This is a genomic window from Streptomyces sp. NPDC030143, assembly GCF_055573695.1.
In genome coordinates, this window is record NZ_JBVIAY010000013.1 from 174330 (window position 1) to 193530 (window position 19201).

The 19201-nt window shown below is 73.3% G+C and carries 16 protein-coding genes and 2 pseudogenes; 11 read left to right on the forward strand and 7 right to left on the reverse strand.

All coding sequences use genetic code 11. The features are described from left to right. Positions 1–177: 177 nt before the first annotated feature. On the forward strand, positions 178–654 hold the full coding sequence (locus ACZ4YY_RS22900) for an Lrp/AsnC family transcriptional regulator (protein WP_468293097.1): 477 nt from the start codon (positions 178–180) through the stop codon (positions 652–654). Between the two features lie 301 nt (positions 655–955). On the opposite strand, the gene ACZ4YY_RS22905 is transcribed toward ACZ4YY_RS22900, so the two are convergent. Continuing rightward, positions 956–1768: a LysR family substrate-binding domain-containing protein gene (locus ACZ4YY_RS22905; RefSeq protein ID WP_468293100.1), complete on the reverse strand. Its 813-nt coding sequence runs from the start codon at positions 1766–1768 to the stop codon at positions 956–958. Between the two features lie 58 nt (positions 1769–1826). Here ACZ4YY_RS22905 and ACZ4YY_RS22910 point away from each other — a divergent pair, with 58 nt between their 5' ends. From ACZ4YY_RS22910 to ACZ4YY_RS22925, 4 genes and pseudogenes are all read left to right on the forward strand, one after another. Further along, complete coding sequence (locus tag ACZ4YY_RS22910) at positions 1827–2222, forward strand: DUF5997 family protein (protein ID WP_468293103.1); 396 nt, start codon at positions 1827–1829, stop codon at positions 2220–2222. Between the two features lie 500 nt (positions 2223–2722). Then, on the forward strand, positions 2723–3109 hold the full coding sequence (locus tag ACZ4YY_RS22915) for a cold-shock protein (protein WP_468293105.1): 387 nt from the start codon (positions 2723–2725) through the stop codon (positions 3107–3109). Positions 3110–3210: 101 nt separating this feature from the next. After that, positions 3211–4362 (forward strand): annotated as a pseudogene (locus ACZ4YY_RS22920) (hypothetical protein); the annotation flags it as partial. Positions 4363–4435: 73 nt separating this feature from the next. After that, a complete protein-coding gene (locus ACZ4YY_RS22925) occupies positions 4436–4987 on the forward strand; it encodes a DinB family protein (protein ID WP_468293108.1) in 552 nt (183 codons plus the stop codon). Between the two features lie 125 nt (positions 4988–5112). Here the strand turns inward: ACZ4YY_RS22925 and ACZ4YY_RS22930 are convergent, their stop codons facing one another. Beyond that, complete coding sequence (locus tag ACZ4YY_RS22930) at positions 5113–6456, reverse strand: cytochrome P450 family protein (protein ID WP_468293244.1); 1344 nt, start codon at positions 6454–6456, stop codon at positions 5113–5115. A gap of 265 nt (positions 6457–6721) precedes the next feature. Continuing rightward, positions 6722–7144, reverse strand: coding sequence for a secondary thiamine-phosphate synthase enzyme YjbQ (locus ACZ4YY_RS22935; protein ID WP_468293111.1), 423 nt, complete (start codon positions 7142–7144; stop codon positions 6722–6724). A 164-nt stretch (positions 7145–7308) separates the two neighbouring features. On the opposite strand from ACZ4YY_RS22935, the gene ACZ4YY_RS22940 reads away from it, so the two are divergent. Beyond that, positions 7309–8394, forward strand: a complete 1086-nt coding sequence (locus tag ACZ4YY_RS22940) for an NAD(P)-binding domain-containing protein (RefSeq protein WP_468293114.1) — start codon at positions 7309–7311, stop codon at positions 8392–8394. Between the two features lie 10 nt (positions 8395–8404). On the opposite strand, the gene mltG is transcribed toward ACZ4YY_RS22940, so the two are convergent. Both mltG and ACZ4YY_RS22950 read right to left on the reverse strand, forming a co-directional pair. Next, positions 8405–9256: an endolytic transglycosylase MltG gene (gene mltG, locus ACZ4YY_RS22945; protein ID WP_468293117.1), complete on the reverse strand. Its 852-nt coding sequence runs from the start codon at positions 9254–9256 to the stop codon at positions 8405–8407. 50 nt (positions 9257–9306) lie between these two features. Then, on the reverse strand, positions 9307–11112 hold the full coding sequence (locus tag ACZ4YY_RS22950; protein ID WP_468293120.1) for an ABC transporter ATP-binding protein: 1806 nt from the start codon (positions 11110–11112) through the stop codon (positions 9307–9309). Between the two features lie 93 nt (positions 11113–11205). On the opposite strand from ACZ4YY_RS22950, the gene ACZ4YY_RS22955 reads away from it, so the two are divergent. After that, complete coding sequence (locus ACZ4YY_RS22955; protein ID WP_468293123.1) at positions 11206–11655, forward strand: MarR family winged helix-turn-helix transcriptional regulator; 450 nt, start codon at positions 11206–11208, stop codon at positions 11653–11655. Between the two features lie 337 nt (positions 11656–11992). On the opposite strand, the gene ACZ4YY_RS22960 is transcribed toward ACZ4YY_RS22955, so the two are convergent. After that, a complete protein-coding gene (locus ACZ4YY_RS22960) occupies positions 11993–13441 on the reverse strand; it encodes a cation:dicarboxylate symporter family transporter (protein WP_468293126.1) in 1449 nt (482 codons plus the stop codon). A gap of 295 nt (positions 13442–13736) precedes the next feature. On the opposite strand from ACZ4YY_RS22960, the gene ACZ4YY_RS22965 reads away from it, so the two are divergent. The 4 genes and pseudogenes from ACZ4YY_RS22965 to ACZ4YY_RS22980 all read left to right on the forward strand — a co-directional run bounded on the left by ACZ4YY_RS22965 (position 13737) and on the right by ACZ4YY_RS22980 (position 18384). Next, positions 13737–15548: an ABC transporter transmembrane domain-containing protein gene (locus ACZ4YY_RS22965; protein WP_468293129.1), complete on the forward strand. Its 1812-nt coding sequence runs from the start codon at positions 13737–13739 to the stop codon at positions 15546–15548. After that, positions 15545–17326, forward strand: coding sequence for an ABC transporter ATP-binding protein (locus tag ACZ4YY_RS22970; protein ID WP_468293132.1), 1782 nt, complete (start codon positions 15545–15547; stop codon positions 17324–17326). The genes ACZ4YY_RS22965 and ACZ4YY_RS22970 overlap by 4 nt, the downstream gene beginning before the upstream one ends. Positions 17327–17621: 295 nt before the next feature. Next, the gene (locus ACZ4YY_RS22975) at positions 17622–18092 is read left to right on the forward strand and encodes a DUF5709 domain-containing protein (RefSeq protein ID WP_468293135.1); all 471 of its coding nucleotides are present in this window, start codon (positions 17622–17624) and stop codon (positions 18090–18092) included. 38 nt (positions 18093–18130) lie between these two features. Beyond that, positions 18131–18384: pseudogene (locus ACZ4YY_RS22980) on the forward strand (type B 50S ribosomal protein L31). A gap of 10 nt (positions 18385–18394) precedes the next feature. Here ACZ4YY_RS22980 and ACZ4YY_RS22985 read toward each other — a convergent pair. Continuing rightward, positions 18395–19189 carry a metal-dependent hydrolase gene (locus ACZ4YY_RS22985; RefSeq protein ID WP_468293138.1) on the reverse strand — a complete coding sequence of 265 codons (795 nt, stop codon included), beginning with the start codon at positions 19187–19189 and terminating at the stop codon, positions 18395–18397. Positions 19190–19201 lie beyond the last annotated feature (12 nt).

The following is a 19201-nucleotide window of genomic DNA, read 5'->3' on the forward strand; positions in this document are numbered from 1 at the left end:
TCAAGTGGCTCGCGGATCACTGGGCCATTGGCCCACCCCGGATCGTCCGCGCAGGACCGGGAAGGGGCCAACGGACCACAGGGGGAGCGGCCCGGCCGCACGGCGCTTCGCCGGGCCGTCGGTACAGTCGGTGGTGATCACCGAGGGCCGTGCGAGGGCATGAGGGGAGCGGACGCCATGACCGTGGACGAGCTCGACACACGCATCCTGCGCCTGCTGCTGGAGCAGCCGCGCACGAGCGTGCGGGAGTACGCCCGCATCCTCGGTGTGGCCCGGGGCACCCTCCAGGCGCGCCTGGACCGGCTGGAGCGCGACGGCGTCATCACCGGCACCGGCCCCACCCTCTCCCCCGCCGCGCTCGGCCACCCGGTGCTGGCGTTCGTGCACATCGAGGTCACGCAGGGGCATCTCGACGACGTGGGCGAGGCGCTGGCCGCCGTCCCGGAGATCGTCGAGGCGTTCTCGATCACCGGCGGCGGCGATCTCCTCACCCGGGTCGTGGCGCGCGACAACGCCCACCTGGAGGACGTGATCCAGAAGCTGATCAGCCTCCCCGGCGTGGTGCGCACCCGCACCGAGGTCGCCCTGCGCGAACGGGTACCGCACCGGCTGCTGCCGCTCGTGGAGTCGATCGGCCGCGCCGCCGCCGGGTGACATCCGGCGAGGGGTCGGCTTCCCGGCACGAATCCCGTCGTCACCGTTGACGCGCTCCCGCCACCCTCATCACGTCCGGTCGACCGTGCGCACGCTGTCCGTGATGTCGGTGCAGACCCTGTTCCTCGGCCCGGTCAACCTCGTCGCCCGCGACGACGTACCTGCCGGTCGGGTCTTTACCGCAACGCGGCTCTCCGGAGACCTCCTGCCCTCCCCTGGCGGGAGGCGCCGGGACGGCAGCGGGAAGCGTCGCGGCGAAGGGAGGCGGCGGCAGCGGGAAGGGGGGCGGCGGCGAGGAGGGTCACGAGCGGCGGCGCGGCTTGCCCGTGCCCCGCTTGGCGCCACCGCCCTTGGGGCCGCCTCCCTTGTGGCCGCCCGTCCGGCCGCGGGCCGCGCCGCCCGCCGTCCGGCCCGCCGTCGGCTTGCGCGGCTCGCCGCCCTTCTTCGCGACCGCCTTCTCGGTCTTCTTCCCGGCCTTGTTCTCGGTGGGCTCGGACTGCCGGGCGCGGCCGCGCGTGCTGTTGACGGTGCGGCCGCGGACGATGCCGATGAAGTCCTCCACCAGGTCGGTCGTCGCCTCCTCGGGCCAGGACAGGGCGACGCCCGACCGGGGGGCGTCGACGACCGTGCGGTAGGTGAGGTCGCGGCGGTGATGCAGGCGCGCCAGAGACTGGGGGACGACCAGGACACCGATGTCCGCCGCGACCAACTCGATCGCCTCGGCGGTCGTCGCGGGGCGCTCGAAGGCGGCCTCGCCCGGCGGGCGCTCCCAGCCGAGGACGTCGTCGAGGGGGTGCAGGACCACCTCGTCGGCGAGGTCGTCGAGGGTGATCTCCTCGGCGGCGGTGATCACATGGTCCTTCGGGACCACGACGACGGTCGTCTCGGTGTAGAGGGGGATCGCGCTGAGGACCGTACGGTCGACCGGGAGACGCACCAGGCCCGCGTCGGCGCTGCCGTCGCGCAAGACGTCGGAGGCCTCGGCGGGCGTCACCTGGAGAAGGGTGAGGGGGACGTCGGGCGAGCGCTCCTGCCAGACCCGTACCCACTTGGCGGGCGTCACTCCGGGGACGTAGGCGAGCCGGAACGAGGGGGTGTCCGCCGAGTCGGTCATCCCGCCAGGTTACCGGCTGTGGTCGGAGCTCTTGTCGGCGGCCGATAGTCTGGACGGCATGAAGTCGCACCAGAGCACCCAGACGATGAAGCCCGCGACCGCGGCGAAGAAGCTGGGTGTGTACCTCCCCGCCACCCCCGCCGAGTTCCAGGAGGGTGTCGTCTCGCGCGCCGAGCTGAACGAGCTCCAGGCGAACCCGCCCGCGTGGCTGCGGGAGCTGCGGGAGAACGGCCCGCACCCCCGTCCGGTGGTCGCGGCGAGGCTCGGCGTGTCCATCGCCGGTCTGGCACGCGGCGGTGTGACGGAGGCGCTGACCACCGAGCAGATCCAGGAGCTGAGGGATGCCGGCCCCGAGTGGCTGGTGAAGGAGCGCGCGACGCAGGCCGAGGTGCGCAAGGAGGCGGCGCGTCTGAAGGCGCGCGACGCCGGGAAGGCGGCGGGCGCCGAGTCCTGAGCCGGTTCGGCGCCCCCGCGGCGCGAGGATGGCTCAGGGCGTTGGCCGGGGCCGGAGAGGCGTCCGTGCGCCCTGGCGGCGGAGGGTCCGCCGGCCCGGTGCTTCGGTGCGGCTCACCGCCCTCGTCGGGCGGAGGCCGCACGGGTCCGTCCCCGGGCTGCGGCCGCCCGGCGCGGCCGGCCACCGAGATCCACGACGTCGACGACCGGGCTCACGGTGATCGTCACCGGCCGCGGCCTCGGGAGCAGTGCCGAGGCGACCGCGAACCACGCCCGCGGCCCCGGATCGTCCACCGGCCGGTGCGCGACGCCGAGCCCGTCGCGGTCCGTCCGGCGTGGTGGCGCGACGACCCTCACCCCGCCGCACGCGCGGTGAGGGAACCGCTCACCGCGCCGTGCCGTGCGCGGTGAGCCCCCGGGAGTCGCTCGGGGTCCGTCGGGGTGACTACGATCTGACCAGGTCCACCGACATGGGTGTGTCGAGGTTGTTGGGGGTTCGGGATGGTTGCTGGTCGTGTGGTGCGTTTCGACAGCCAGCGGGGTTACGGGTTCATCGCGCCGGACGACGGCGGCGAGGATGTGTTCCTGCACGTGAACGACATGCTGATGCCCGAGTCGCAGGTGCGGCGGGGCGTCGTGGTGGAGTTCGAGATCGAGGACGGCGAGCGCGGCCCGAAGGCGTCGGGCGTACGGCTCGCGCGGGGCGAGGACGGCAAGCCGCTCGCGTCCGACGACGACCTGTGCGACGTGCTCAGCACGGAGGAGTTCACCCGGGACGTCACGGAGGCCCTGCTGACGGCGGCGCCCTCGCTGACCGGCGAGCAGATCCTCCAGGTCCGCTCCGGCCTCGCCCAGTTCGCCAAGAACCACGGCTGGGTCGAGGGCTGACGGCACCGGCCGGGAACGCGCGGTGTCCCGCGCAGGTGCCGGCGCGACGGGCTCGGCCGTCCACAGGTACTCGTTCCGGACGACGGACGCGGACGAGGTTCCGTGAGGTCCTCGGCATCGCCCACCGCCTGCCGGACGCCGCCGGTCCGGAGCTGTCCGCGCTGCGCGGCACGGCCCGCCGGCCCTACCGCCCGGACGGGTCCCTGCGCCTGTACGGGCTCTTCTCCGAGCCCGTCCTCACGGCGACCGGATACGCGGGCGCGGTCACCTGGACCGCCGACGCGCAGGGCCGTCTGCACACGGTCTCCGACGTGGCACCGGGCGGTCCCGGCCGGGCGACCGGTGCCGCGGACCGGGCCGTACGGATCGGCGACACCGCGTTGACCCACCGTGAACTGTCGCGCGCGGGCCTCGCGGTGTCCGGCGCCACCGTGTCCCCGACGGGCCGGCTCGGCGCGGGGGCGGGGGTCAGGGCGGTGCGCGCGTCGGGCGCCGGGTGGCGCGAGGAGCCGCTGGACCGGCTGTGGGCGGTGCCCGTCGACCAGCAGGTGGCGCGCGCGCTGAACGGCGGGCACGACCTGCTCTTCCTCGACGTCACCCTCGCCGGGACGGTCCGGGAGACGACCGGGGACTGTCTGCTGGCCGACTGCGCGGGCCTGCCCGTGCGGCTGGCCGCCGCCCACGACCACCCCGCCCTCCCCCACCGCGACAACCTGCGTCTCCTCGCCGACGCCCGGGGCAGCAGACTGCGGGTCGTCGCGCGTCTCGCGCCCGGGCCGCTCCCCCGTGCCCTGTTGCCCGCCGCCGAACACCCCACCGACCCCACCGCCCGGGTGGACCTCGGCCTGGACCGTCTGCGGCGCGCGGACCTGCCGGCCGGTTCGGTCCCGCCGCCGTCCACGCTCGCGTCCGTCCTGGACGAGGCACCGCTGCACCTGCTGCGACGCCGGGTCCGGCAGGCGGTGTCCGGTGGCCGTCGCGTCCTGGCGTTCCCGGGGAGCGCGTCGGGTGACAGCGCCCGGCTGCGGCGTCTCGGCCTCGCCACGGCGGGTGATCTCCTCAACGAGCTGCACGCGGCCGCGGCGGACCGCTCCCGCGACGCCTTCGGCCGTCTGCTCCCGGCGGACACCGGCCGTTTCGCCCGGGCCTGGCCGGCCGCGGCCGTCTACACCGACGAGGTGGAGCGGGGACTGTGCGCGGCGGCGTGGGGAGGTGCGCCCTCCGAATTCCGTCCCCCGATCGGTTCTCTTTAGGTCAGGATCCGACCTATACGGCTTCTAACGTGGTGCTTGTCCACGGAACACCACCGACGGAAGGCCGAAGACGATGACCACGACGCAGCCCCTCACCGCCCCCACCACCCTCGCCCTCACCGGCGAGTGCGCCGACCTGCTGGAGGCGCTGGCCCACCACCGCGAGTTCCTCCGCGTCACCACCCGCGGCCTCAGCGACGAGCAGGCGGCGCGCAGGACCACGGTCAGCGAGCTGTGCCTGGGCGGCCTGGTCAAGCACGTCACGGCGGTCGAACGGAACTGGGTGGGCTTCATCCTCGACGGCCCGTCGGCCATGGGCGACTTCACGCAGATGACCGAGGAGGACTGGGCCCGGCGCGCCGACGAGTTCCGGCTGCTGCCCGGCGAGACCCTGGCCGGGGTGCTGGAGGAGTACGCGGCGGTGGCCCGCCGTACGGACGAGGTGGTCGCCGCCCTGCCGGACCTGGACGTGTCCCACCCGCTGCCGCAGGCCCCGTGGTTCGAGTCCGGCAAGCGCTGGTCGGCCCGCCGGGTGCTGGTGCACATCATCGGCGAGACGGCCCAGCACGCCGGTCACGCCGACATCATCCGGGAGTCCCTGGACGGCGCCAAGAGCATGGGGTGAGCGGCGTCGGGGAGGGAGAGCTCACGACGGGGGAGCGCGGCCGGCCCGCCCCGGGCCGGCTCCCTTTCGCCCGGCCCGCCCCGGGCCGGGTTGTTCTCGACCGGCCCTGGGTCCCGGGGACCGGGTCAGCGGCCGGCGCGGATGAGGCCCGTCAGATAGCGCCACAGCGAGGAGCGCTGGCGGGCGGAGGGATCCGGCAGCACCGGCTCCCCCTCCGGCTGCGGAGCCGGACCGGCCGCGGAGGGCCGCACGGGCACCGGTGCCAGCTCGTACCGCACCGGAAGCGAACGCAGACCGCGCATGAACGGCGAGGAACGCCACGGCAGTTGATCGGCCGGCAGGGCGAGCTCCAGGCGGGAGAACCGCTCGAACAGGCGGCCCACGCCGACCGCCGCGACCGTGGACGCGAGTTCGCGTGCCGGGCACTGCCGGCGACCGGCGCCCCAGGACAGATGGGCCCGGGTGCTGATCGTCGGACCCGACGCCACGTGGTCGGCGAAGACGGGGTCGGCGTGCGCGGCGGCGGAGGAGACCCATACCGGGTCGCCCCGGCCGATCGTGTACTTCCCGAGCGGGGTGTCCCGCGCCGCGAACCGCGGGACGAAGTTCACCAGCGGCGGCTTGCGCATCACCACCCGGTTCATGGTCTCCCGGACCATCCCGGCGGACAGGCTCGCGCGCACGCCGCTCTCACCGGACACCACCTCGACGACCGTGTTGGACATGAGGATGCCGACGTGGTCGGAGGTCATGCCGAGCAGCATGAACAGCTCGCGGGCCAGCTCGTCGAGCGTGAGGTCGGGATGGGCCGCCAGGAGGCGGGAGGGGAAGTCGTCGCCGGGCTCGTCCATCTTCATCGCGGCCAGCTCCGCCAGCGTCGCGAGCAGCCTCTCCAGGGCGGCCTCGGCGTCCGAGCCCGCGTCCAGCACCCGCCACATGTCCATCAGCGCGTCGTCGCCCTGCGAGCCGGGGAACCCGAGCAGCCGGCTGGCCACCATCAGCGGCAGCGGCCGGGAGAACTGGGCGGACAGGTCCGCGACTCCGACGCCGCCGCCCTGTGCGATCAGGGTGATCAGTTCGTCGGCGTAGACGGTGACGGCCGCCTTCAGTCGTTTCGCCTGGGGGTTGCGGGGGTCCTGGAACGGCTTGAGCGCCGCGTCCCACGCCGTCCGCAGCGGCCGGTAGCCGGGGCCGCCCTGGATCAGTACGTGGTTGACCTCCAGGGACGGTCCGAGCGGCCAGTCGGCCGGCACCCTGCCCTCGGAGCGGGCCCGCCAGTTCTCCAGCCCCTTGGGCCAGCCGTCGTCGTCCTGGAGCACCTGGAGGGCCTCGCGGTAGCCGAGGACCAGCCAGGCGGGCACGCCCAGCAGGTCGACCGGCGCGACCGGTCCGTGCTGCTGCCGCAGCCGCTCGTACACGAGGGAGGGGTTCCTCTCGTAGTCGCGCGTCAGCAGCGGCTGCGGAGACATCTCGTCCCACCGGGTGCCGTCCAGGTCCACGGATCCACCTTCGCCCACCCGGGATTCCACCGTCCTGTCCTCCGACACTCACCGCACCGGCCCACCATCTGTCGGTGACCGAAACGGTGGGGACCTTACCCCAGGCCGGTCCGCGTGCGAACGACGGGTGCCCTGAAAACGAAGCCTGCCGACGCCGTCAGGAGCGACTCCGCAACCCGCGAGTAGCGTCGACGGCGCGTGGTCGCCGTCATCCCGGCGCTCCCCGGGTCGTCGCTCAGCCCAGGAAGCTCAGCCGCACCTTGCGCTCCGGGTTGTCCTTGTTGGTGTCCACCAGGCACACCGACTGCCAGGTGCCCAGCTCCAGGCGCCCGGCCACGACCGGGAGGGTCGCGTGGGGCGGGACGAAGGCCGGCAGGACATGGTCGCGGCCGTGGCCCGGGCTGCCGTGGCGGTGCTGCCAGCGGTCGTCAGCGGGCAGGAGGGTGTGCAGGGCGGCGAGCAGGTCGTCGTCGCTGCCCGCGCCGGTCTCGATGATCGCGATGCCGGCCGTGGCGTGCGGGACGAAGACGTTGAGGAGGCCGTCGCGTCCCGCGGCCGTCTCCCGCAGGAAGGCCTCGCAGTCCCCGGTGAGGTCGACGACCCGTTCCCGGGAGCCGGAGGCGATGTGCAGGACTCGAGTGGTGAACGCATCTGACATGCCCCCATCCTGACCCACAAGCGGGATTCCACACCCTCTCGAGCGCCCGGCCACGGTACGGGCGGCAGCCGGAGGGGCCGGGGCGGCGGAAGCCGGGCGGCCGGAGCTGCGGGAGCTGCGCGAGCTGCGGGAAGATCGACGGCCGCGGCGCTGTTGGGGGAAGCGTGAACGACATACGTGAGGTCGAGGTGGTCGTCATAGGCGCCGGTCAGGCGGGTCTGGCCGGCGCCTATCACCTGCGGCGCGCCGGTTTGGCACCGGAGCGCGACTTCGTGGTGCTCGACCACTCCCCCGGCCCGGGCGGAGCCTGGCAGTTCCGGTGGCCCTCCCTGACGTACGGCCGGGTGCACGGGATGCACGCCCTGCCCGGCATGGAGCTGACCGGGGCGGATCCGGCGCGGGCGTCGTCCGAGGTGATCGCCGAGTACTTCGACCGCTACGAGCGCGCCTTCGACCTGCGGGTGCGGCGGCCGGTCGACGTGCGGGCCGTGCGCGAGGGGCCCGAGGGACGGCTGCTCGTCGAGACGTCGGACGGGACCTGGGCCGCCAAGGCGCTGATCAACGCCACGGGCACCTGGGACCGGCCGTTCTGGCCGCGCTACCCCGGCCAGGAGACCTTCCGCGGCCGGCAGCTGCACACCGCCCGGTATCCGGGGCCCGAGGCGTTCGCGGGACAGCGGGTGGTCGTGGTGGGCGGCGGCGCGTCCGGCACCCAGCACCTGCTGGAGCTCGCCCCGTACGCGGCGGACACCACCTGGGTGACGCGGCGCCCGCCCGTCTTTCGCGAGGGCCCCTTCGACGAGGAGGCGGGCCGCGCCGCGGTCGCCCTCGTGAAGGAGCGCGTACGGCGGGGGCTGCCGCCGAAGAGCGTCGTCTCCGTTACCGGGCTGCCGCTGAACGACGCGGTCAGGCAGGGCCTCGCGGACGGAGTGCTCGACCGGCAACCGATGTTCGACCGCATCACCCCGGACGGCGTGGAGTGGAACGACGGACGGCACGTGCCCGCCGACGTCATCCTCTGGGCGACCGGGTTCCGGGCGGCCGTCGACCATCTCGCGCCGCTGAAACTGCGCGAGCCCGGCGGCGGGATCCGCCTCGAGGGCACGCGCGCGGTCGCCGACCCCCGTGTCCACCTCGTCGGTTACGGGCCCTCCGCGAGCACGATCGGCGCCAACCGGGCCGGCCGCGCGGCCGTCCGGGACATCGGACGGCTGCTCGCCACACCCACGGCGGAGCCGGTCGCCGCCTGACGCCTCGCCGTCACCCGGGTGACGGCGGGACCGTCCGTGCGCTGCGCAGGGCGCGTTCGAACTCGTCGACGTTGCGCCGGTGTTCCGCGAAGTCGGCCGTGAAGCGCGTGTCGCCCGGTCGGACGGTGACGAAGTACAGCCATTCGCCCGCGGGCGGGTCGATCGCGGCCCGCAGGGCCTCCTCGCCCGGGTTGTCGATCGGTGTCGGCGGCAGCCCCATGCGCTCGTAGGAGTTGTAGGGACTGTCGGTCCGGGTGTCCCGGTCGCTCGTCCGCAGGGTGAAGCGGTTGAGGGCGTAGTGGAGGGTGGAGTCCATCTGCAGGGGCATGCCGCGCTCCAGCCGGTTGAACACCACCCGGGCCACCTTGCCCATGTCGGCCCCGGTGGCGGCCTCGGCCTGGACGATGCTGGCGATGGTGACGGCCTGGTAGACGTTCATCGCGTCGCGCTGTGCCCCTGCGGCGATCGGCGTGCCGTTGAACTTCCTGTTGGCCGTGTCGACCATGTACGTCAGCAGTGTCCGCGGTGTCGACTTCTCGTCCAGCCGATAGGTCGCCGGGAAGAGGTAGCCCTCCGGATTGCCGTCCGCTTCGCTCGGCAGCTTCAGCCCGGCGCGGGGCAGGGTCCCCCTGGTGGTTCCGGCGGGGAGGGCGAGGGCCTTGTCGATGGCCGCGTAGATCTGGGCGGCCCGCCAGCCCTCCGGGATGACCAGGGTCGTCGGCTTCTTCTCCCGGTGGCCGTCGGTGTTCAGCAACGGCACCGCCACGGCGGCGCCGGCCAGGACGGCTCCGGTCGCGATGAGGGCGACACGGTCTCGGCGTGTGATGCGAACCGTGCTCCGTGGCGGGGTGTTCATCTGCATGCGGGCACGGTAACCCGCATATCATCACAAAATTGCCAGGACCGGGCGTCTCAGCGTCCGGTCGGCTCCAAACGGGCGTCCCGCCGCACCAGGGCCGCGTACCGTCCGTCCCGCGCCAGGAGTTCCTCGTGCGTGCCGCGTTCGGCCACCCGGCCGGCGTCGAGGACCACGATCTGGTCCGCGCTGCGGACGGTGGACAGCCGGTGGGCGATGGTGAGGGTGGTGCGGTCGGCCGAGAGCGCGTCGATGGCCTCTTGGACGGCGTGCTCGGTGCGGGTGTCCAGGGCGCTGGTGGCCTCGTCGAGGATCAGTACCGGAGGGTCGCGCAGGATGGTGCGGGCGATGGCCAGGCGCTGTTTCTCGCCCCCGGAGAAGCGGTGGCCGCGCTCGCCGACGACGGTGTCGTAGCCGTCGGGCAGGGCGGCGATGTGGTCGTGGATCTGGGCCGCCCTCGCCGCCGCGTGCAATTCCTCGTCGGTGGCGTCCGGTTTGGCGAAGCGCAGGTTCTCGGCGACGGAGGCGTGGAAGAGGTAGGTCTCCTGCGAGACGACGCCGACCGCGCGCGCGAGGGTGTCGAAGTCGAGGTCGCGGACGTCGACCCCGTCGAGGGTGACCCTGCCGCCCGTCACGTCGTACAGCCGGGGCACGAGGTAGCCCAGGGTGGACTTGCCGGCGCCCGTCGGGCCGACGACCGCGAGGCTGCGGCCCGCCGGGACAGTGAGGTCGACACCCTGGAGGACGGCTTCGTCCTGGTCCTCGTAGTGGAAGGACACGTCCTCGAAGCGGACCTCGCCCTTGACCTCGTCGAGGTGGCGGGGGTTCGCGCGCTCGGTGATGTCCACGGGCAGGTCGAGGTACTCGAAGATGCGCTGGAAGAGCGCGAGCGAGGTCTGGATCTGCACGCCGGTCGACAGCAGGCTCACGGCCGGGCGGAACAGGCCCTGCTGGAGCGAGACGAAGGCGACGATGGTGCCCAGGGAGACGTCCGGTCCGCCGAGTTGGAGGGCCATGCCCGCGGTCCAGTAGATGAACGCCGGCATGGCGGACATGACGATCCCGATGACGGCCATGCGCCAGCGGCCGGCCATGTTCGACCGCACCTCGAGGTCGACCAGGTGTTCCGACTCGTCGGCGAAGGAGCGCGTGAGGGAGTCGGCGCGGCCCATGGAGCGGCCGAGGAGGATGCCGCTCACGGACAGCGACTCGGTGACGGTGGCGGCCATCGCGGCCATCTGTTTCTGACGCTGGGTGGTGATCTTCCGGCGTTCGTTGCCGACGCGGCGGCTGATCCACACGAAGACCGGCAGCAGGAGCAGCGAGACGACGGTCAGCCGCCAGTCGAGGGCGACCATGGCGACGATCGTGGCGACGACGCTGGTGAAGTTGGAGACCAGGGAGGTGGCCGTGGAGGTGACGGTCGCCTGCATGCCGCCGATGTCGTTGGCGATGCGGGACTGCACCTCGCCGGTGCGCGTACGCGTGAAGAACGCGAGCGACATGCGCTGGAGGCGGCCGTAGACGGCGGTGCGCAGGTCGTGCATGACGCGCTGCCCGACCGTGGTGGAGATCAGGGTCTGCAGGACGCCGAGGACGCCCGCGAGGACGGCACTGAGGATCATGCCGAGGGCGAGCAGACTCAGCAGGCCGGTGCGGCCTTGGGGGATGGCGACATCGAGGGTCTCCTTGAGCAGGAACGGCGTGGCCACCGAGACCAGCGACGAGGCAGCGACCAGCAGACCGACGACGGCGAGGCGGCCTCTGTAGGGACGGAAGAGCCTCAGGATGCGGCGCACCTGCCGGGGCTGTTCGGCGGCGTCGGCGGGTGGGGTCCAGAGATCCGGTGTGTCGGGGTGCATGGGCTCCTACGGGAGGTGAGAGGAGGGACTGTGTGGAGCGTAGGTCATTGTTACCTATACTCACAATGAACGGCATCCTGATATTGTTCCCGCATGGCCACCCCCGATCCCGACGGCGCGCTCGCCGAGCAGCTGCTGCGGTTCACCCGCCGGGTGCACCGCATCCAGAAGCGCCATCTGGAGCTGTCCGACCTGGGCGTCACCCCCGCCCAGTCCCGTCTGCTGCGCACCCTCGCCCACTTCAGCGCACCGCCTCGGATGGCGGACCTCGCCGAGCGCCTGGAGGTCGTGCCGCGCGCGGTGACGACGCTGGTCGACGGGCTCGAGGCGAACGGCAAGGTGCGCAGGGCGCCGGATCCGACGAACCGCCGCGTGATCCGCATCGAGCTGACCGACGAGGGCCGTGACGCGCTGCGCGAGCTGCGCCGGGCGCGCCAGTCGGCCGCACGGGAGATCCTCGCTCCGCTGACGGACGTGGAGCGGGCGGTGCTCGGGGAGCTGCTGGACACGCTGATCGACGGGACGCCCGTGGGGCGCTGCTGAGACCGGTGGGCGTCAGCCGGCCCTCCCCGCCCACCCGCCGGGAACACGAACCGCGCGCCCCGCGCTCGCCCCTCCGGGACACCGACCGGCCGCGGCCCCGTCGCACCCGCCGGGAACACGAACGGGCCGCGCCTTCCGCTCACCCTTCCGCCCGGCGGACACCCCGCAGCGCCCGCTCGCCCCTCCGGAACACCGGCAGACCGCGGCCCGCGCTCGTCCGTGCGAAACACCGACAGGGTGCCGCCACCCCGCTCCCCCCTCCGCACCGCGGACAGGGCGCGGCCCCCGCTCCGCACTGCCGGAACGGGGGCCGCGACCTGTTCGTTCTGCCACCTCGTCAGCTCACCTCGGGGATGCGCTCCTTCGGCTCGGGCTGGGCCGGAACACCGGAGGCCGGCTCGCTTTCCCCGGCCGCCGGGGCGCCGATGGAGGTGCCGGTGGCGGCGTCGCCGACCGGGGCGCCGGGCTCCACGCCTTCCGCGTCCGGACCGGACACGGCCTGACCGTCCAGTACCTTCTTCGCCCGCCCCACGTCCAGCGCGCCCTCCCAGCGGGAGACGGCGAAGACCGCCACGCAGTTGCCGAGAAGGTTCGTGACGACGCGCATCGAGTCCATGATGCGGTCCACGCCCAGCAGCAGCGCCACCGCGCCGGCGGGGACCGCCCCCAGCGAGGAGGCGGTCGCGGACAGGGCGAGGAAGGCGGAGCCGGGGATGCCCGCCATGCCCTTGCTGGTGAGCATGAGCACCAGGACCACGGTGATCTGCTGCCCGAGGGTAAGGTCGACGCCCACGGCCTGGGCGATGAACAGCGTGCCGATGGACAGGTAGAGCGAGGCGCCGTCGAGGTTGAAGGAGTAACCCGTGGGCAGCACCAGGCCCACCGCGTCGTCGCGGGCCCCCGCCTTGCGCAGCTTCTGCATCACCCGCGGCATGACGGACTCGGTGGACGCGGTGCCGAGCGCGAGCAGCATCTCCTCGCGGATGTAGCGCAGGAACTTCCACAGGCTCAGGCCGGTCACCATCCGCAGGGCGACGGCGAGCAGCGCGATGAACAGCGCGGCGGCCACGTAGCACAGGACGATCAGCTTGGCGTACGTCCTCATCACGCCGAGCCCGTACTGGCCGACCAGGACGGCCATCGCACCGAAGACGGCGATCGGGGCCAGCCGCATGACGAAGCCGACGACCGCGAAGACGACCTCCTGCGCCTGCTCGATGGCGGGCAGGACCTGGGGCACCCTGGTGTGTCCGAGGTGCAGCAGCGCCGCGCCGACCAGGCAGGCCAGGACGAGCACCTGGAGCAGCTCGTTCTCGGCGAAGGCGCCGACGAAGCTGGTGGGCAGCGCGTTCAGGACGAACTCGGTCGTCGAGGGCAGTGAGCCGCCGCCGGTCTTGGCCTCGACCGCCGAGGCGTCGAGCGTGGCGGGGTCGACGTTCATCCCCGAGCCGGGCTGGACGACGTTGGCGGCCACCAGGCCGATGAGCAGGGCGGCCGTGGACGCGATCTCGAACCAGATGAGGGCTTTGAGCCCGATCCGGCCGAACGCCTTGAGATCACCGGCCTTGGCCACGCCGACGACCACCACGCAGAACACCAGCGGCGAGATCACCGTCTTGATGAGCCGGGTGAAACCGTCGCCGAGCGGCTTGAGGTCCGTGGCCACGCCGGGCCACAGCTTCCCGACGACGATGCCGAGCACCAGCGCGACGGCGACCTGGGCGAAGAGGGAGGTACGCAGTATGCGTGCGACGCGTCGCGGCAGGGACGGTACGGACTGCGGCACGAGCACTCCTAGAGGGGACGCGGACTCACAGAAGCCGAGCAGGACTTCTGCGATACGGAAAGCGGCTTCCGTAGCGATCACTCTGGAGGTGGCCTCGCTCGCGCGGAAGACCTCTGTGTTGCGACCGTGTAAATCACGCCATGAGTGACGCATCACACGCCGGTGCCGATCGGACGGCGTCCTCGGAAAATGAGTTGATCGCGGCCACCCTGCGACGCGACCCTGTCACGGTTTGTTGTCGCCGTTCCCTCGCGGCCGCCTCCCCCCATCCCCTGACACGAGCCACTGGGACGTCATGCAGATCCAAGACCTTCCGTATCCCGACCCGGGTGTGCCGGACGCACGCTCGGGACCCCGATTGCTGTGGTGGCTCGCCCGCAACCAGGTGGGCGGTCAGTTCAAGGCCCTGGCCTGGGGCCTGCTCCACTTCCTGGCCGTCTCGGCACAGCCGTTCTGCGTCGGCTTCGCCATCGAGGCCGTCGTCGACCGCTCCGGCGCGCGTCTCGCGCTCGCCGGCGGGCTGATGGCGCTGTTCGGCGCCGCCACCGCGGTCGGTGACACGTTCCTGCACCGGGCCACCGTCACCAACTGGATCACCGCGGCCGCCCGCCTCCAGCAGCTGCTCGCCCGTCAGGCCGCCCGGCAGGGCTCCGCTCTGACCCGGCGCGTCGCGGCCGGCGAGGTCGTGGCCGTGTCGACCGGCGACGTCGAGAAGGTGGGATGGTTCGTCGAGGCGGTGTCCCGGTTCACCGCGGCGGCGCTCACCGTCTGCGCCGTCTGCGTCGGGCTCGTCGTCTACCAGCCGGCCCTGGGCGTCGTCGTCGCCGTGGGCCTGCCCGTCCTCGCGCTGGCGGTGCTGCCGTTGCTGCCGCCCGCGACACGCCGCGCGGACGTCCAGCGCGAGAAGGCCGGACGCGCCACCGAACTGGCGTCGGACACCGTGGCCGGGCTGCGGGTGCTGCGCGGTATCGGCGGCGAGGAGCTGTTCCTCGACCGCTACCGCAGCGCCTCCCAGGAGGTCCGGCACGCCGCCGTGCGCAACGCCCGCATGTGGTCCCTGATCAGCGCCGTCCAGGTCCTCCTGCCCGGCCTGCTGCTGATCGCCGTCGTGCTCTACGGCGTCCATCTGGCCCGTCAGGGACGGATCTCGGTCGGCGAACTGGTCACCGTCTACAGCTCGGTCATGGTGCTGACCTATCCCCTCCGCCACTTCGAGGAGATCGCGATGGCCTACTCCTTCTCCCGTCCCTCGGCGACGCGCGCCGCCCGCGTGCTGTCGCTGGAACGGCCCACGGACGTCGGCGGATCGCGCGCCGCGGAGCTGCCTTCGGGCGAGCTGTACGACCCGGCCACGGGCCTGCTCGCCCCGGCCGCCCGCCTCACCGCCGTGGTGTGCGGCGATCCCGACGCGGCGGGTCGGCTGGCGGAACGCCTCGGTGGTCACTGCGTGCACGACGGCCCCTCGGTGCTGCTCGGCGGAGTCCCGCTGGACGAACTGCCGTTGGAGACCGCGCGCACCGCCGTCCTCGTCCAGGACAAGGACCCGGTGCTGCTGTCCGGATCCCTGCGCGAGCTGCTCGACGTGCCCGCCTCGGGCGCGGTCGACGCGGCGACGGCACTCGCCGCCGCCCGGTGCGACGACGTCCTCGACGCCCTGGTCCAGGGCTCGCACGACGCCGAGGACCCGATGGACGCCCACATCACCGAACGCGGCCGTTCCCTCTCCGGCGGCCAGCGCCAACGGCTGGCCCTGGCCCGCTCCCTGCTCACCGACCCCGAGGTCCTCGTCCTGGACGAACCCACCTCGGCCGTCGACTCCCACACCGAGGCGCGCATCGCCGAGGGCCTGCGCGAGGTGCGCGCCGGGCGCACGACGGTGGTGTTCACCTCGTCCCCGCTGCTCCTGGACCGCGCCGACCGCGTGGTCCTCGTGCACGAGGGCCGGGTCGCGGCGGCCGGCCCGCACCGCGAACTGCTGCACACCGAACCGCTCTACCGCGCCGTGGTGACCCGGGAGACCGACGAGGAGACCGCCCTGAACGGCGCCCTCGCGGAACTCGGGGACACCCGGCCGGACGCACTGCGAGAGATCGAGGAGACCGCATGATCGGCGTGCCGCCGCCGGCGTACGACCCGGCGGCACCGACGACGGCGAGCACCCTGCCCGTCGCCGCCCCCGCGACCGTCCGCGCCTACGTGGCCGACCTGCTGCGGCGGCACCGTCGCGCCTTCCTGTTCCTGGTCCTCGCCAACACGGTCGCCACCGTCGCCGCCATGGCCGGCCCGTGGCTGCTGGGCGGCCTCGTGGAACGGCTCTCGGAGGGGACCCGTGAAACACGTCTGGGCTTCACCGCGACGCTGTTCGTGCTCGCCCTGCTCGTGCAGGCCGCGTTTGTGCGGGAGGTGCGGCTGCGCGGCGCGGTGCTCGGCGAGCGGATGCTGGCCGACCTGCGCGAGGACTTCCTCGTCCGGTCCGTCGGGCTGCCGCCGGGCGTGCTGGAGCGCGCGGGGACGGGCGACCTGCTCTCCCGCATCACCACGGACATCGACCGGCTCGCCAACGCCATGCGCGAGGCGGTGCCCCAGCTGACGATCGGCGTGATGTCGGCGGGTCTGCTGCTCGGCGGACTCGTCGTCACGGCGCCGGCCCTGGCCCCGGCCGTGCTGGTCGCGGTGCCGCTGCTGGTGGTCGGCTGCCGCTGGTACTACCGGCGGGCGCCGTCGGGCTACCGCTCGGAGGCCGCGGGGTACGCCTCCGTGGCCGCCGCCCTCGCCGAGACCGTGGACGCCGGACGCACCGTCGAGGCCCACCGCCTCGGCGACCGCCGCGTCGAGCTGTCGCACCTGCGGATCAAGCAGTGGACGTCCTGGGAGCGCTACACGCTGTGGCTGCGCTCGGTGCTCTTCCCCGTCATCAACGTCGTGCACGTGACCGTTCTCGGTGCGGTCCTCATGCTCGGCGGGTTCCTCGTCCTGCGGGGCTGGATCGACGTCGGACAGCTGACCACCGGCGCGCTGCTGGCCCAGATGCTCGTCGACCCGGTGAACCTGATCCTGCGCTGGTACGACGAGCTGCAGGTGGCGCAGGTCTCCCTGGCCCGCCTCGTCGGGGTGCGCGACATCGAGCCGGACGCCGGTGACGCGACGCTGGAGCCGGACGGGCGGGACGTGCACTCCGACCGCGTCCGCTTCGGCTACCGCGAGGGCGTCGACGTCCTGCGCGAGGTGTCCCTGAAGGTCGCCCCGGGCACGCGACTGGCCCTGGTCGGGCCGTCGGGCGCGGGCAAGTCCACGCTGGGCCGGCTCCTCGCCGGCGTCTACGCGCCCCGGGGCGGCCGGGTCACGCTGGGCGGCGCCGAGCTGTCCAGGATGACCGCCGAGGGAGTCCGCTCGCACGTGGCGCTGGTCAACCAGGAGCACCACGTGTTCGTCGGCTCGCTCCGCGACAACCTCCGGCTCGCGCGCCCCGGCGCCGGGGACGCGGAGCTGTGGGCGGCACTGGGCGCCGTCGACGCGGACGTCTGGGCGCGGGCCCTGGACGACGGCCTGGACACCGAGGTCGGCTCGGGCGGACTCACGCTCACGCCGGCCCAGGCCCAGCAGATCGCCCTGGCCAGGCTGGTGCTGGCCGACCCGCACACGCTGGTCCTGGACGAGGCGACGTCGCTGCTCGACCCGCGCGCCGCCCGCCATCTGGAACGGTCCCTGGCGCGCGTCCTGGACGGCCGCACGGTCGTCGCCATCGCCCACCGCCTGCACACCGCCCATGACGCCGACGTCATCGCCGTCGTCGAGAACGGCCGCATCAGCGAACTGGGCAGCCACGCGGAGCTGGTCGCGGCGGAGGGAGCGTACGCGGCGCTGTGGAGGTCGTGGCACGGCTGAGGGCGGGGCCGGCCCCGTTCGGGTCGCCCGGGTGAGACGGCTGGTGACCGCGCGCCGCCCACCCCTTCACCGTCACGTCCGACGACCGGTGACGGCCCACGCGGCGCCCGGCGACCGTTCGCGGGTCGCTGCCGTTGCGCGCCCCCGAAGCGGGGTGGAACGCTGGAGAAGGGCACCCTCGCGGAACGTGGCCGGGCGGTTCTGCCGGAGCACGTCCTGCCCGGCCGCCGGCCCGCGCGAGGTGTCCCGTGGCCGCACCGTGGTGAGGACGGGCCCGTCACCCCTGGAGGTACCCGTGAACAGTGCCGACGGATGGGGGGACGACGTCTACCAGCCCGACGCGTCCGAGATCCAGGACGACGCGGGGCTGCTGGACGCGGAGGACACGCTGGAGAACGACGGCGTCGACGACCCCCTGGACCGCGGCTGGTCCCCTCCGGAGCGGCCGTGGGCGGTGGAGCACACCGGTGTGACGGCCGAGGAGCGCCGGCGCGGCGAGACCCTGGACCAACGGCTCGCCGAGGAGCAGCCCGATCTCGCCGCACCCGACGGCGACGGCATCGGCGACTGCGACGACACCGACGGGGAACCCCTGGACAACGAGGTGGGCGCCGCCCGCTCCGGCCGGCTCGTGGCGCCGGACGAGGGAGCCCACGAGGACGAGGAGAGCGCCATGGTCGCCACGGACGTCGGCATCGACGGTGCCGCCGCCTCCGCCGAGGAGGCTGCGATGCACGTCGTCGACGAGGACGCCCTCTCCGGCTGACCCAGGCGCACGCCGGCCCCACCGCACGAGGAGCACGCATGCAGCAGGACACGCACCCCGGCTACCACCCGGTCTCTTCCGCGATCGCGCCGCCGGTCACGCCTTCCTGACCCGCTCCACCGCCTCCGGCGATCAGACCATCGAATGGGACGACGGTGAGAGCCGCCCGGTCGTGGGCGTGGAGATCTCCTCGAAGAGTCACCCCTTCTCCACCGGCACGGCACGCACGGTGGACACCGAGGGCCGGACAGCCCGGTTCGAGCGTCGGTACGGCGAGGGCACCGCGAGCTGACCCGCGCCCGTCAGATGACGTTGAGCGCGACCGCCCCGCCCACTCCCCCGAGCAGCATGAACACCGGCATCAGCACCCTCAGCTCGACCCAGCTGCCCGCCCGGAACCGCATCGCCTTGGGCGGACCGATCGGGTACCAGCGCTTGCGGCCGATCGGGATGGGCCACAGGATCGGGCAGCCCGAGACGGTCAGCGCGTCCCCGATGTCGTGCACCAGGGCGCCGAGCAGGATCGGCAGACCCAGCCACAGGTACTCCTGACCCGGCTCGGCGAACAGCCAGTCCGCGCCGTTGCCCGGCTTGTCCAGGATGCCGGCGAGGATCCACGCACTGGTCGCCGCCAGCAGCCACACCAGCACGTCGCTGCCGGATCCGCGCGTCGCCCGCCACAGCAGTCCCTCGATGGCCAGCACCATGTGCACGAAGAGCAGTGCCAGGACCGCCCAGCGGCCGCCGGTGATCGCCAGCGCCGAACTGCCCGCGCCGATCGCGACCGCCCACAGCCAGGTGTGCGTCAGCGTGCGGTGTCCGCCGGAGCGGCGCGGGTCGCCCTGCTTCTTCGTGGCCTTGTAGACGGCGTAGGAGAGCTTGTCCACGATCTCGCACAGCCAGCGCGAGAGGGGCCCGAAGGCGCGGGAGATCGTCGCGGCCTTGTGGTCGAGGTCCGGCGCGAGCGCGGCGCCGGCGCAGATCAGCGCACCCGCCAGCAGCACCGGCCAGGGCATCGAGTGGCCGGCCGCGGCGGCGGCCGCGCCCACGCCGAGCCAGGCGGCGGCGCCCGACAGTGAGTGTGCTGGTCCCATCATGGCCGTGCCCGC